The sequence below is a fragment of the Carnobacteriaceae bacterium zg-C25 genome (assembly GCA_017945845.1).
Taxonomy (GTDB): domain Bacteria; phylum Bacillota; class Bacilli; order Lactobacillales; family Aerococcaceae; genus WM01.
In genome coordinates this window covers 1,328,688-1,343,308 of record CP072828.1, presented here as the reverse complement: position 1 = coordinate 1,343,308, position 14,621 = coordinate 1,328,688, and the positions used below count along the sequence as shown (strand labels likewise).

Annotated in this window: 11 protein-coding genes and 3 tRNA genes; 13 read left to right on the top strand and 1 reads right to left on the bottom strand. The window is 37.1% G+C overall.

The window, feature by feature from the left end; translation table 11 throughout:
- Positions 1-34 precede the first annotated feature (34 nt).
- The 13 genes from tilS to J7S27_06285 all read left to right on the top strand — a co-directional run bounded on the left by tilS (position 35) and on the right by J7S27_06285 (position 12,821).
- Entirely contained in the window at positions 35-1,297 is a 1,263-nt protein-coding gene (gene tilS / locus J7S27_06345) for a tRNA lysidine(34) synthetase TilS (GenBank protein QTU82884.1), read from the top strand.
- The gene (hpt, locus tag J7S27_06340) at positions 1,287-1,832 is read left to right on the top strand and encodes a hypoxanthine phosphoribosyltransferase (protein QTU82883.1); all 546 of its coding nucleotides are present in this window, start codon (positions 1,287-1,289) and stop codon (positions 1,830-1,832) included. The genes tilS and hpt overlap by 11 nt, the downstream gene beginning before the upstream one ends.
- 85 nt (positions 1,833-1,917) lie before the next feature.
- Positions 1,918-3,924, top strand: coding sequence for an ATP-dependent zinc metalloprotease FtsH (gene ftsH / locus J7S27_06335; protein QTU82882.1), 2,007 nt, complete (start codon positions 1,918-1,920; stop codon positions 3,922-3,924).
- A gap of 71 nt (positions 3,925-3,995) precedes the next feature.
- Complete coding sequence (gene hslO, locus J7S27_06330; protein ID QTU82881.1) at positions 3,996-4,880, top strand: Hsp33 family molecular chaperone HslO; 885 nt, start codon at positions 3,996-3,998, stop codon at positions 4,878-4,880.
- Between the two features lie 219 nt (positions 4,881-5,099).
- Positions 5,100-6,140 (top strand): IS30 family transposase, encoded by a 1,041-nt coding sequence (locus tag J7S27_06325; protein QTU82880.1) that lies wholly within the window; start codon positions 5,100-5,102, stop codon positions 6,138-6,140.
- A gap of 231 nt (positions 6,141-6,371) precedes the next feature.
- Positions 6,372-6,452, top strand: a tRNA-Tyr gene (locus J7S27_06320).
- A gap of 8 nt (positions 6,453-6,460) precedes the next feature.
- Positions 6,461-6,532, top strand: a tRNA-Gln gene (locus J7S27_06315).
- Between the two features lie 189 nt (positions 6,533-6,721).
- Positions 6,722-7,822, top strand: a complete 1,101-nt coding sequence (locus tag J7S27_06310) for an FtsW/RodA/SpoVE family cell cycle protein (protein ID QTU83627.1) — start codon at positions 6,722-6,724, stop codon at positions 7,820-7,822.
- Positions 7,809-8,246 (top strand): peptide-methionine (R)-S-oxide reductase MsrB, encoded by a 438-nt coding sequence (msrB, locus tag J7S27_06305; protein QTU82879.1) that lies wholly within the window; start codon positions 7,809-7,811, stop codon positions 8,244-8,246. The genes J7S27_06310 and msrB overlap by 14 nt, the downstream gene beginning before the upstream one ends.
- 91 nt (positions 8,247-8,337) lie before the next feature.
- On the top strand, positions 8,338-9,657 hold the full coding sequence (locus J7S27_06300; protein ID QTU82878.1) for an HD domain-containing protein: 1,320 nt from the start codon (positions 8,338-8,340) through the stop codon (positions 9,655-9,657).
- A gap of 244 nt (positions 9,658-9,901) precedes the next feature.
- The gene (yidA, locus tag J7S27_06295) at positions 9,902-10,717 is read left to right on the top strand and encodes a sugar-phosphatase (protein ID QTU82877.1); all 816 of its coding nucleotides are present in this window, start codon (positions 9,902-9,904) and stop codon (positions 10,715-10,717) included.
- A gap of 109 nt (positions 10,718-10,826) precedes the next feature.
- Positions 10,827-12,398: a peptide chain release factor 3 gene (locus J7S27_06290; protein QTU82876.1), complete on the top strand. Its 1,572-nt coding sequence runs from the start codon at positions 10,827-10,829 to the stop codon at positions 12,396-12,398.
- A gap of 349 nt (positions 12,399-12,747) precedes the next feature.
- Positions 12,748-12,821 (top strand) — tRNA-Arg (locus J7S27_06285).
- Positions 12,822-12,905: 84 nt separating this feature from the next.
- On the opposite strand, the gene J7S27_06280 is transcribed toward J7S27_06285, so the two are convergent.
- Positions 12,906-14,309, bottom strand: coding sequence for an IS1182 family transposase (locus J7S27_06280; GenBank protein ID QTU82875.1), 1,404 nt, complete (start codon positions 14,307-14,309; stop codon positions 12,906-12,908).
- Positions 14,310-14,621: the final 312 nt, after the last annotated feature.

Below are 14,621 nucleotides of genomic sequence, written 5' to 3'. Positions count from 1 at the left end.
CGTGGATAGACTTTTTCGTTTACAAGGAGGGCGTATGATTCAACCGTTTTGGAAAGATGACGATACCATTGTTGTTGCGGTGTCAGGTGGCGTTGACTCGGTTGTATTGCTACATTTGTTGCACCAACAAATCGCACCCAATCGATTAATTGTTGCGCACGTGAATCACTTTATGCGTGAAAATGCAAAAAACGATCAACAATTTGTTGAAGCGTTAGCAAAATCCTATGGCGTAACCTATGAAACGAATGTTACGGCACCGAATTTGAACAGTGAAATGGATGCTCGAGCGTTTCGCTATCAGTTTTTGCAATCGGTGGTGGAAAAGTATAGAGCCAGTTACGTGGTTACTGCCCATCATCGTGATGATTTTGTTGAAACGGTATTGTTGCATTTAATTCGTGGAAACGGGTTAAAGAGCGTTACGGGGATTCCAAAGTCACGTGCGTTTAATGATTTTTGTACGTTGTATCGTCCGTTGTTGGCGTATACGAAGAAGCAATTATATGCGTACGCTAAAGCACATCAACTACAATTTGTGGAAGATGAAACAAATGCGCAAACGCACTTTACACGCAATCGATTACGACACACGATTTTACCGTTATTACGGCAAGAAAACGAAAAATTTGACGAGCATATCGTTAATTTTGCAACGCAACTCAACGAATTGGTAAATGATGTAAATGTCAAAGCAATTGAAGATACGCTTGATATACCGACATTTCGTTTGTTAAGTGATTATGAAAAGCGGGAAATGATTGTGCAATGGCTTCACACGCACAATGTGTTGACGAACGATAATGTTTCGCATATTTTACAATTGACGCAGAGCACTAATGGACAAAAAAGTTTAGACCTAGGAAATGGCAAGCAGTACATTCAAACGTACGATTCGGCAACTATTCGTGATGCGATACCACCACGTCAAAAAAGAGAAACAGTAACGGTTGAACGCGTTGGTGTCATTGACGGATGGCAAATTGAAGTGAACGCTTTGCGGGGAGTCGCTGTTTCAAAAGAGCAATTGCCTGTAAGCGTGCGGTCAGTTTTGCCCGGAGATCGAGTGAAAATTGATTCGGGGCATAAAAAGGTAGCTAGATTGTTTATTGATGGTAAAATTCCTAAAGACGAACGGCAAGAAATCGCCGTTGTGGCAACGAAAAACAATGAAATTTTAGCAATATTAGATGAACGATTTGATTATTTGTATAAATCCGTAGAAACTGATAAAATAAACGGTGATAATCAACAAGTCTTCGTGAAAATAGAAAGGATAAATAGACATGATTCATAATGATATTGAAAAAGTGCTTGTAACACGTGAAGCGTTACGTGAATGTACAGAAAAATTAGGTAAACAATTATCTAAAGATTTTGAAGGCAAAAATCCTTTAGTCGTTGGCGTATTGCGCGGATGTATTATGTTTATGACGGATTTAGTACGCGAAATGGACATTCCGCTAGATATCGACTTTTTAGATGTGAGCAGTTATGGTGATGATACAGAATCGTCAGGAAATGTGCGTATTTTAAAAGATTTAGATACTAACGTTGAAGGCAGACATTTAATTTTTATTGAAGATATTGTAGACACTGGTCGTACATTACTAAAATTAAAAGAATTGTTTGAATTTCGTCGTGCAGCGTCAATTACCGTTGTGACGTTGTTAGACAAACCAGAACGTCGTGTGGTTGATGTGAAAGCAGACTACGTCGGGTTAGAAATTCCAAATGAATTTGTTGTTGGTTATGGATTAGATTACGCACAAAAATATCGTAACTTACCGTATATTGGCGTTTTAAAAGAAGAAATTTATAATCACGCATAAGACAAGCTTTATCGTTGGTGATTTAAATACCAATGTGATAAGATGAAGCGACAAAAATAACGATCATTATCGTTAGGAGGAACAAATGAACAAAAAAAGAACCTTTATCGGAGCGAATATACTCTACTTTTTATTAACTGTTACAGTGATATGGGGTTTATTTTCAATGGTAAATTCAGGAACTAGCGAACCAGTGGGTGAGTTGACAACAAGTGAATTAGTGCAACAGTTGGATAAAAAGAATGTGCAGTCATTAAAATTCCAACCCATTAACAGTGCCTATCAAGTGCAAGGTGAGTTAGTTGAACAAATTGAAAAATCAGAAAAAAATAATTCAATGTTCACGCAAGTGTTTGGCACAAATAAAGTTGCCTTTAAAAAGTTCACAGCGGTTGTTGGGGTAAGTCCTTATGTCCAAGAACAAATCCGTCAAAGTGCGCATAAAAATGACGTTGCGGTTGAAGATGTACCGGGATCAGATGGCGGATGGTTACAAATTGTTGTACAGTTATTGCCATTGATTATCTTCACATTCTTCATGTTTCAAATGATGGGCGCTGCAAATGGTGGTGCAGGTGGACGTAATCCAATGAGCTTTGGGAAATTCCGTCCTGAAGATACAAAAGGCAAACCAAGTAAAGTCCGCTTTAGTGATGTAGCAGGTGCCAAAGAAGAAAAAGAAGAATTAATTGAAATTGTAGATTTCTTAAAAGACCCACGTAAATTTACAGCACTAGGTGCAAAAATTCCGTCAGGTGTTTTATTAGAAGGCCCTCCGGGGACAGGTAAAACGTTATTGGCTAAAGCGGTTGCTGGAGAAGCAGGCGTGCCATTCCACTCCATTTCAGGTTCTGAGTTTATTGAAATGTTTGTTGGTGTTGGTGCCAGTCGTGTACGTGATTTATTTGATAAAGCGAAAAAAAGCGCGCCGTCTATTATCTTTATTGATGAGATTGATGCCGTTGGACGTCGTCGTGGTAACGGTATGGGTGGCGGAAACGATGAACGCGAACAAACCCTTAACCAAATGTTAGTTGAGATGGACGGTTTTGAAGGTAACGAAGGTGTTATTGTCATTGCCGCAACAAACCGTTCAGATGTTTTAGACCCTGCGTTGTTACGTCCGGGACGTTTTGACCGTAAAATTATGGTTGGCAACCCTGATGTGAAAGCGCGTAAAGAAATTTTAGAAGTGCATGCACGTAAAAAACCATTAGGTAAAGATGTTGCCTTGGAAGTTGTTGCGCAACAAACACCAGGTTTTGCGGGTGCCGATTTAGCCAACCTATTAAATGAAGCGGCATTGATTGCTGCGCGACAAAACAAAACTGAAATCAACATGAGTGATATTAGTGAAGCGCAAGACCGCGTGATTGCTGGTTTAGCAAAACGTGACCGTAAACGTACAGAAAAAGCCAATCGTATTGTTGCGTATCATGAAGCGGGGCACGCGATTGCTGGTTTAGTATTAGAAGCGGCAAATGAAGTACACAAAGTAACGATTGTCCCACGTGGAAACGCTGCGGGATACGTGATTTCCTTACCAAAAGAAGACCAAGTAGTTGTTTCAAAAGAAGAATTATTCCATCGCGTCGTTGGGTTATTAGCCGGACGTGCAGCGGAAGAGTTAATTTTTAATGAAATGTCTACGGGGGCAAGTAGCGATATTGAACAAGCGTCACAAATTGTACGTTCAATGGTTCGTGTTTATGGTATGAGTGATACCTTAGGTATGGTAGACTATCGTCAAGAAGTGAACGGTTATCAAATCGCGCAACCATACTCTGATGAAACGGCTCGTGAAATTGATAAAGAAATTATTGACATTATGCAAAAAGCACGTCAAAAAGCAACGGATATATTAGTTGAACATAAAGAGCAATTGCATACAATTGCTAATAAGTTAATTGAATTAGAAACAATTGATGGTCCAGCGATTAAATCATTGTTTGAAACGGGTAAAATGCCTAATGAAGTAGATGAACCAGCTGAATTTCCAAGTGAACAAACTTTGAAAGAAGTAACAGAAGTGAAAGAACCGGTTGTGATTGATGAAGACACATTGGTCAACGATGAGTCTACACAAGCTTAACAAACGGGTATAAACGAATAAAGCAAAGAACCGTTATCTATTTTGGATGACGGTTTTTCATAGGAGAAAAGATGACAGATTATTTAGTAAAAGCACTTGCGTTTGATGGTCAAATTCGTGCGTTTGCAGTAGACGCAACACAAACGGTCAAAGAAGCGCAACGTCGACACGACACATGGCACACAGCGTCTGCAGCATTAGGGCGTACGATGGTTGGTGCATTATTATTAGGTTACAATTTAAAAGGCGAAGAAAAATTAACGGTAGAAGTGAACGGGAACGGACCTGGTGGCAAAATTGTTGTCGATAGTAACGGGAAAGGGCAAGTGCGTGGGTATATTAGTAACCCGAAAGTTGCTTTACCGTTAAATGCAAAAGGGAAATTAGATGTGCGCGGTTGTGTTGGAACATCTGGGACATTAACCGTTCGTAAAGATTTGGGTATGCGTGAACCTTTCTCGGGACAAGTGCCGATTGTTGATGGTGAATTAGGTGAAGATTTTACGTATTATATGGCGCTTTCTGAACAAACGCCATCTGCCATTGGCGTCAGCGTGTTAGTTGATACCGATGATTGTGTCCGGACATCAGGTGGATTTATGATTCAAGTGATGCCAGGAGCAACAGACGAAACGATTTCTGAAATTGAAAGACGTATTGCTAAAATGCCACAAATTTCGGATTTAATGGATAGCCATCATTCACCTGAAGATATTTTAACGTTGATTTTAGGTGAAGAAAATGTGAAGTTTTTAGATAAACTACCTGTTTCGTTTTATTGTGATTGCAATAAAGAAAAATTTGAAAAAGGTCTAATGACACTAGGTGTGCATGATTTACAAGAAATGAAAGAGGAAGATGGTGGCATTGAAGTAACGTGTCATTATTGCAATGATAAATATTATTTTGATGAAGACGATTTACAAAATATTATTGATACCATTCAAGCGGGATAGGTATTATGTGAAGCGATAAAAACGATTTTAGTACACGTGTTTTTGAATACAGTTGCATTGAAAACGGTTGACGGTAATCGGTTTAATCACTAATTTTTAGTAAGTTGAAAAGTGCCGAGTTGTAAAATAAAGTGCAAAAGCAAAATAGTGTTATAAAAACAAAAAAAGACAGATAATTAACTGACTAAAATCCACTACAAAATTAGAAAGGTAATTATCATGTCTAAAACAAATTATAACACAAAAAAACAATATAAACAGCTATCTTTGATTGAACGCACAAAAATTGAAACGTTATTAAACGAAAAGAAACCAATACGATATATTGCTGAACAACTCGGACGAAATATATCTACAATTTATAGAGAAATTAAACGTGGAAGTGTTAATCAAATCGTTAATCGAAATGGTATCCAACGTGACGAATTAAAATATTACGCTGAAACAAGCCATTACATCTATAAAGCTAAGCAACAAAATAAATATCATAATAATTTAACTGAAAAATTTAGTCAGCAATTTTTCAAAGACTTACAACAGGTAGTTACTGAAAAATATAGAACCCATAGTATTGATACCTTTGTACATTGGTATCGGCAAAATCACCCTAATGAGAAGGTCCCTTGTACGAAAACGGTTTATACGTTTGTCCATCAAGGTATTATCCCTATCAAACCAATTGATTTACCCAAAATGGTAAGCATTAGAAAACGACCAAAAAAAGATAACACCAAAACATACAAGAAAAATATGGGAACATCTATCGAAAATCGACCAGACGTAGCGAATAATCGTACAGAATTTGGACATTGGGAAATTGATTTAGTCTTATTTAAGAAGACGAAAAATGAAGCACTATTATTAACGTTAGTAGAACGACAAACACGTTATACAATTATACGTAAAATAAATGATAAAACAGCACTATGTGTCTTACGGACATTAAAGAATATTTTTAAACAATATAGGAAATCAACCTTCAAGAGTATTACATCTGATAATGGTTCAGAATTCGCCTCGTTATCTGAATTAGAATCGAAATATTTAAACATTTACTATGCACACCCTTATTCATCTTATGAGCGTGGTACTAACGAAAACCATAACGGACAGATACGGGAGTTTTTACCTAAGGGTAAATCTATCAACACCGTTAAAAAGTCAACTATTCGTAAAATAGAATCCTGCTTAAATCAGAAAATACGACGTAAATTAGGTTATCGTACACCTGCGGAGTTATTTTTATTGCGGGTAGATTAATAGTTTAATAAAAACTGGTTTCCCGTCAAGGCACACTTCGTTTTTCGCCTTGACTAGAAAACCTTTGTTTTTATTGTTTGGTTATCAACCCCGCAAAAGAGAAAGTCATTATCTGTTTTTTTTGCACTTTACTTTACAATTGCCATAAGTTGAAAAGTTGAAAAAAATTCAAAAAATCACTTGTCAAAAAGTATGAAATAAGGTATTATTACAAAGTATCTTATTTGATACGGGGAGATAGCGAAGAGGCTAAACGCGGCGGACTGTAAATCCGTTCCTTACGGTTCGAAGGTTCGAATCCTTCTCTCCCCATTTTTTCTTGGGGTATAGCCAAGCGGTAAGGCAACGGACTTTGACTCCGTCATTCGTTGGTTCGAATCCAGCTACCCCAGTTTAGACTTTCGCAATCGCGTGGGTCTTTTTTTTTACCTAAAATGCATCGGATTTCCCACAAGAGCGTGTTTATTTGCTATAATGGGAAGCGTATTTAAAGGAGAATAAGTGTGAATCAGTTGAATCGTCATCGTTTCAGAATTGATTATGGGATCATTCTGACGATTTTTATTTTATTTGTCATTAGTATGATAGCCGTCTATTCCACAACGGTATTAATTAATGGAGGCAGCATTCAAGCGACCATCATGCATTTTATATGGTATGTTTTGGGTGGTTTTGCCATTGTGCTTTTATTGCAATTCGACGCTAAAAAATTATGGCGGTTATCTCTTGTTGCCTATATTGTGGGCCTATTATTATTGATTGCCATATTGTTTTTGTATGATAGACAGTTAGCTGCAGTATCCGGTGCGCGCAGTTGGTTTAGATTAGGTTCATTTAGTTTTCAGCCGTCAGAAATTGCTAAAATTTCGTTAATTATTTTTTTATCACGTGTCGTGACACAACACAACACAACGTACCGCAGACGTAATGTCAAAACGGATTGGCAGTTGTTGGTAAAAATTGTGGCGTGGACGTTGCCGTATTTGGCGTTAGTCGTGTTACAAAATGACTTAGGGACAACGTTAGTGATTATGGCGATTGTTTTAGGTATTGTCATTACGTCAGGCATCTCGGCTAAAATTTTAGTTCCAATGATTAGTGGTGTATTTTTATTAGGGGCGCTACTCATTTATTTAACGGTAAATCATAGAGATATTTTAGTGTTTCTTGGTTTTAAACAATATCAATTTGCTCGTATTGATGCGTGGTTGGATCCATTTGGTGCCGGTTATCAAAATTCATACCAATTGCGTAATGCCATTGTTGCGATTGCCACAGGTGGTACGTTTGGAAAAGGTATTGGTGTGAGTGAGGTACACATTCCGGTTCGTGAATCGGATATGATTTTTTCAACGATTGCGGAAAACTTTGGGTTTATTGGTAGTTTTGCCGTTATTATCGTTTATTTTGTGTTGGTGTATCAATTGATACGCGTGTGCTTTACGACAAAAAATGAGTTTTATACGTATATGAGTGTAGGGATTACCTCTATGATTGTGTTCCATGTTTTTGAAAACATTGGAATGAACGTTGGGTTACTACCGTTGACTGGTATTCCGTTGCCGTTTATCTCTCAAGGTGGGACCGCTTTAGTTGCCAATCTAATTGCGATTGGGTTAATATTAAGTATGCAATATCAAATTTATGGAAAGAAAAGGGTGGATGAAAATGAGCACTTTTAATCAAGATGAGTTAAAACAACGTTTAACGCCGTTACAATACGACGTGACACAAAACAGCGCCACAGAAAGACCGTTTACAGGGGAGTACGACGATTTTTATGAAGAAGGTATTTATGTAGACATCGTGAGTGGTGAGCCGTTGTTTAGTTCGACGGATAAATACGATGCTGGTTGTGGCTGGCCGGCATTTGCCAAACCGATTGAGGACAATTTTTTAACGCGTCACGAAGATAATACGTTAGCGCGTACACGTACAGAGGTGCGTTCAAAAGAAGCGGATTCGCATTTAGGGCACGTGTTTACAGACGGTTTAGAAGAATTAGGCGGTTTACGTTACTGCATTAATTCTGCTGCGTTACGTTTTGTGCCAGTGAGCGACCTTGAAAAAGAAGGTTATGGCAAATATTTAACATTATTTCAATAAATTGTTGTGAAAATCCCCTGTTTGTCAGGGGTTTTTTGTCTTTTTGGTAAAAAGTTGTATAATAAAAGAAAAGTGCATTTTGAGGGGAACTATGACAGTAGAATTAACACAAGAAAAAGTATTCCGTGATCCCGTACACGGCTACATTCATGTGCAACATCAAACGATTTTAGATTTAATTAACACAAAAGAATTCCAACGTTTACGCCGTATTAAACAGTTGGGTACATCATCATCAACGTTTCACGGAGCGGAGCATTCTCGTTTTTCACATTCACTCGGGGTGTATGAAATCGCTCGTCGAATTTGTGATAAATTTAAACGGACGTACAGTTCAAAATATGTTGGTGATGGCTTGTGGGACGATGCGGAACGTCTAGTAACTTTATGTGCGGCGTTGCTACACGACGTGGGTCATGGACCATTTTCGCATACCTTTGAAAAAGTGTTTGAAACAAATCATGAAAATATTACGGTTGACATTATTTTGTCGAAAAACACTGAAATTAACGACGTGTTGTCGCGTGTGTCGGCAGATTTTCCGGAAAAAGTGGCAAGCGTCATTCAAAAAACATACCCTAATCCACAAGTGGTGCAAATGATTTCTAGTCAGATTGATGCCGATCGCATGGATTATTTATTGCGTGATGCGTATTTTTCAGCGGTTAGTTACGGTATGTTTGATTTAAACCGTATTTTACGGGTGATTCGTCCACATCGTGACGGCATTTGTTTTGATGCGTCTGGGATGCATGCGGTTGAAGATTATATCGTGTCGCGTTACCAAATGTACATGCAAGTGTATTTCCATTCGGTATCACGTAGTGTAGAAGTATTGATTGACAATTTGTTCCGTCGTGCAAAGTATTGCTATGAAAAAGGCTTAATGACACAAATCGAAACGATGCCATTGTTAGTGCCGTTTTTTGAAAAAACATGGACGCTTGATGATTATTTACGTTTAGACGACGGTGTGATGACGACGTATTTTACAGCGTTTATGTATCAAGATGATGATGTCTTGAAAGATTTAGCGCATCGCTATTTAACTCGTAAATTGTTTAAGTCGATAGAAATTAAAGCAGATGAAACGTGTCAGCATGTGAAAGAAGCGATTCAAGCGCATGGGTATGATGTCGATTACTACACAGGATTTAACAGTAGTTTTGATTTGCCATACGATTTTTATCGTCCAAATTCGCAAAAAGCACGTGTGTCGATTCAATTATTGAATAAAGACGGTTCGTTAACCGAATTATCTCAAGCCAGTGCGCTTGTTGCGGCTTTAACCGGAAAACAAAATGGCGATAATCGATTCTTTTTCCCAAAAGAATTGATTAAAGATAAAGCGTTTTTGGAAGTTTTAAATACCGTTGATGTGAAAAAGTATTATAGTCAGCACTTGAACTAAATGGACAAATTAAAAAAGTGAATCACCCGTATTCAACATAAAGTTGGAGCGGGTGGTATTTTTTGTTATAATGAAACGAATACTTTGTGGGTGGCGATGATGTAATCGTATCAATAGAGTTGATACTTGATGAAATGAAAGGTAATATCTTATGCCGTCAATATTAAAATAAATAGCGTCCATAAAGTATAAGGGGAATGATTCATTAATGTTGTGACGTGACAATGAAGAAAGGAATAACAATATGGTTAAATTAGTGGCTATCGATATTGATGGTACTTTGTTAAATAGTGCAGGTGTTTTAACGGATGCAGTGAAAAACACATTAAAAAAAGCGAGTGAAAAAGGCGTGAAAGTGGTGCTGGCTACAGGTCGTCCGCTAAAAGGTGTGGAGGCGTTGCTCAAAGAGTTGGATTTAGTCGGTGGCGATCAGTACGTCATTACGTATAATGGCTCGCTTGTTCAAACAACGGATGGGACGAAAGTGATTAAAGAATACGGACTGTCTTTAGAAACGTTCAATGAAGTGAATGCATTGGCAAACGACTACGACGTGAGTTTCTATGCGGCGGATCGTTCGTATTTGTACACGACGCAACGTGATATTGGTATTTATGTGGCGTATGAATCTAACTTGGTCAAAATGCCAATTCGTGTGCGAACATTAGAAGAAGTGCAAAACAGTCAACTTAGCATTCAAAAAATGATGTTTGCTGATGACCCACAAAAAATTGACGATGTAGTGGCAAAGTTACCAGAATGGTTTACGCAAAAGTATTTTACGGTAAAAAGTACGCCGTTTTATTTGGAAATTTTGCATAAAGAAGCGAATAAAGGGAACGCGTTAAAAGCGCTGTGTGAGCATTTGAATATCCCTTTATCTGATGTGATGGCAATTGGTGATAATCACAACGACATGGATATGATTGTGATTGCTGGAGAGAGTGTTGCGATGGGTAATGCGGTAGAGGCTATCAAGCTTGCTGCTAAACATCAAACGACAAGTCATAACGAAGATGGTGTGGCGCACATCGTTTCTAAAATTGTTTTAGGTGATTAAAGATGTGGTTTATAGTGCTAATGAATGAAACGTGGCTATCCTTGACAGGATAGCCCTTTTTTTCAAACATAAAATCTTGTATAATAAGACGAATAGTGAGGAGAAAAGCATGAATTTAACACAAGAAATTAGTAAGCGCCGTACATTTGCGATTATTTCGCATCCGGATGCGGGGAAAACGACCATTACAGAGCAACTTTTATTATATGGTGGAGCCATTCGACAAGCCGGTACAGTAAAAGGTAAAAAAACAGGGAAATTTGCTAAATCAGACTGGATGGAAATCGAAAAGCAACGTGGTATTTCGGTAACCAGTTCCGTCATGCAAGTCGATTATGATGGCAAACGCATTAATATTTTAGATACACCCGGCCACGAAGATTTTTCAGAAGACACTTATCGTACACTAATGGCAGTGGATAGTGCGGTGATGGTTATCGACTCAGCGAAAGGGATTGAACCACAGACGAAAAAATTATTTAAAGTTTGCCGTATGCGTGGCATTCCAATTTTTACATTCATTAATAAATTAGACCGCGACGGTCGTGAACCGTTAGATTTAGTTGCCGAGTTGGAAGATGTACTTGGTATTCAAGCGTATCCAATGAATTGGCCAATGGGTATGGGAAAAGGCTTTTTAGGGTTATACGACCGTTATAACAAACGTGTGGAATTGTCTAAACCCGAGGAAAACGGAGACAACGACTATTTACCGTTGAATGAAAATGGAGAAGTCGATGGCGATTACACGTTTAAACTATCAACGTTATACGATCAAACATTGGAAGATATGTTGTTGTTAAATGAAGCGGGGAATCCATTTTCTTTAGAAGCTATCCAAGACGGTGAATTAACACCAGTATTTTTCGGTTCAGCTTTAACAGGATTTGGTGTGTCTACTTTTTTAGATGCCTTTGTTGATTTAGCGCCGTCACCAAAAGAAACGGAAACAAAAGAAGAAGTTGTCGTTGCGCCAGACAATACAGAATTTACGGGATTCATTTTCAAGATTCAAGCCAATATGAACCCGGCGCATCGTGACCGTATTGCTTTTGTGCGTATTTGTTCGGGCGAATTTACACCGGGAATGGATGTTACCGTAACACGTTCCAATAAAAAAATGAAACTATCGCATACGACGCAATTTATGGCGGATGCACGTGAGAGCGTGCAAACGGCGGTTGCAGGGGATATTATCGGGTTGTATGATACAGGAAATTTCCAAATTGGAGATACGTTGTTTACGGGTAAAAAGCCAATTCAATTTAAAGATTTACCACAATTTACACCAGAAATTTTTATGAAAGTAACGGCTAAAAATGTGATGAAACAAAAATCATTTCATAAAGGTGTTGAGCAATTGGTTCAAGAAGGTGCTATTCAGTTGTACAAAACGTACCATACAGAAGATTATATTTTGGGTGCCGTTGGACAATTACAGTTTGAAGTGTTCCAATACCGTTTATTAAACGAATACAATTCAGAAATTGTAATGACACCAATGGGGAATAAAATTGCCCGATGGATTGAAGAAGAGGACTTGGATCCAAATATGAGTTCAAGCCGTAACTTATTGGCACGCGATAGATTTGGCAATCCGGTATTTTTATTTGAAAATGCTTTTGCAGAACGTTGGTTTGCCGATAAATACCCAGATATTAAATTGAAAACATTATTATAACGACTCTATATCAAATCGGGTTGATGATTCATAAAAGATAGTGATTTAACAGATGTTTGGTCGCTATCTTTTTATTGTTCGATGTTAAATCAGGTTGATGCCTAATAAAATGAAGCGTGACGATTGTTGGTATCAAACTTAAAAAGGATGTGTCATTTTTTGAATGTGAGAGATATCGTATTGTCTTAATGGGTTGACGGTGTTTTATAATTTGCGTAGATTGATGGGATAGGTTATTTTTCAAAGTATTTTATACAGTGTATTGATTGAAATGAACAATTCTGGTTGTAAAAAGTCTATGAAGAATAGTTGACTTTTTCACAAAAAACAGTAAAATATGGAGTGTTCTGTTTCAGTAGCTCAGCAGGATAGAGCATTCGCCTTCTAAGCGAACGGTCGGGGGTTCGAATCCCTCCTGAAACGTACAAAGCAATCGAAAGTATGCAGAAAGTAAAAAAGATTGCAAAAAACAATAGGCTAAAAACGTTGATTTATCAACGTTTTTATTCAGACTGTTGACAATACCAATAAAAAATCCAACATATTTTTTAAAAAATGAAAAATATGTTGGATTTTGAATTTTAAAATACGAAATGAAGAATAATATCTCAAAAAATGGCTATCTCCAGTGAGTAGAATTGCCATTTTTTTCATGTTTTGGGCAGCACAAGATAACCAAGTATACTGTTGCATCTTGGTTACTCCTCTATATTGCGCAAATCGATACCCATGATTTTGCTTAGAGTCTGCAAAACTACGCTCAATCGTTTCTTTCCGTCGTTTATATAATGCTTTCCCAAACGTAGATAATCGACGTTCACGACATCTATCGTATACATCAGCATCTATCGCTCGACGTAGTATCCGTTTATTACTATTATCGCTTATACGATACTGTTTATATCCTTGTCTATCAATATTTCTGTAGGTATAAATTTCTCCCGTACGTGTATCCGTAAAACAATCTATAGATGAATTATATCGAAAAAATTTATGGTCAGGATTGCGATGAAAACGTCGATACCCAATCACAGAAAATATCTTTTTCTCTTCTAAAAATTTTAAAATGTCTTTTTTATAATATCCGCTATCTAACGCGACACAATTCACATTAAAATTAAATGTTTCGATTATATGTGTTAATCGCGACACATACGGTACACTATCATGCACGTTGCCTGGTGTAATAAAGCAATCCACAATAAAATTATGTTTACCATCTACACTACGATGGTCTAAGTACATAAATCCCTTTTCTTTATTATCTCTATGGTAATATCCACTTTCTGGATCAGTCGTACTTTCTTTAATGGATTTAGAGATGATTTTATCAGTGTAATTAAAAGGCTTTTTTCCAATAGCTTCTCGTTCAGCGTTAATTTCGTTTTCTAAATCTCGTTTACGTTCTTGAACGGTTTCAATAATAGCGTTTTTAAATTTATTTTTATTGGCATTTGCTTTAATATGTGTGGAATCTGTAAATAATGCTGTCCCACTAATTAAATGATGTGAGATAGCTTGGTGTACAATAGTGTTAAATATATCTTCAAACACAGAAGTACCTTGAAAACGGCGAATATAATTTTGAGAAAAAGTGGAATAATGAGGAGTTGGTTTAGAGAAAGGAAGGTTTAAAAACCATCTAAACGCCACATCAGTTTCGACACGTTTAATGGTTTCTCGCATTGATTTAATACCGTAAATATCTTTTAAAAAGACTAATTTAAATAAAACAACTGGATCTAAACTATTACGACCGTTGGTATGACTATAGTAAGGAGAAGTAATATCATAAATAAAATTGAAATCAATTGATTTATCAATTTTACGTAGTAAATGATCTTTTGGTACTAATTCGGATAATGTGTTTAATATGATTTCGTCATTTGGATGATTTTCTTTATAAAACATAAATTGTTCCCTCCTTTTTCTTATCTCTATTATACCACTTTTAAGTGTTATTATCGTATCAGACGTTGTTGTACGAATGGCTTCGTTCTCGCACGTAGTAGGGAACGCGCGATGTATCGTGTACATCGCGGTAAGCCGTACAACTTAACGTCTGGTACGAAAAAAGACTGTTGACAGTTTATTTGTCAACAGTCTGGCTAAAAACGTTGATTTATCAACGTTTTTATTGTTTTTAGGAAAAGAATAAAGCAAACTATAAAAAGAAAGTAAAAGGAATTAAATGAATTTGAAAGACACACAGAGGATACAAGT

Bases quoted from the DNA above. Each gene is read 5' to 3' on its own strand.
- tilS (QTU82884.1), top strand. From the start codon at position 35: ATGATTCAACCGTTTTGGAAAGATGACGATACCATTGTTGTTGCGGTG.
- hpt (QTU82883.1), top strand. From the start codon at position 1,287: ATGATTCATAATGATATTGAAAAAGTGCTTGTAACACGTGAAGCGTTA.
- ftsH (QTU82882.1), top strand. From the start codon at position 1,918: ATGAACAAAAAAAGAACCTTTATCGGAGCGAATATACTCTACTTTTTA.
- hslO (QTU82881.1), top strand. From the start codon at position 3,996: ATGACAGATTATTTAGTAAAAGCACTTGCGTTTGATGGTCAAATTCGT.
- J7S27_06325 (QTU82880.1), top strand. From the start codon at position 5,100: ATGTCTAAAACAAATTATAACACAAAAAAACAATATAAACAGCTATCT.
- J7S27_06310 (QTU83627.1), top strand. From the start codon at position 6,722: ATGATAGCCGTCTATTCCACAACGGTATTAATTAATGGAGGCAGCATT.
- msrB (QTU82879.1), top strand. From the start codon at position 7,809: ATGAGCACTTTTAATCAAGATGAGTTAAAACAACGTTTAACGCCGTTA.
- J7S27_06300 (QTU82878.1), top strand. From the start codon at position 8,338: ATGACAGTAGAATTAACACAAGAAAAAGTATTCCGTGATCCCGTACAC.
- yidA (QTU82877.1), top strand. From the start codon at position 9,902: ATGGTTAAATTAGTGGCTATCGATATTGATGGTACTTTGTTAAATAGT.
- J7S27_06290 (QTU82876.1), top strand. From the start codon at position 10,827: ATGAATTTAACACAAGAAATTAGTAAGCGCCGTACATTTGCGATTATT.
- J7S27_06280 (QTU82875.1), bottom strand. From the start codon at position 14,309: ATGTTTTATAAAGAAAATCATCCAAATGACGAAATCATATTAAACACA.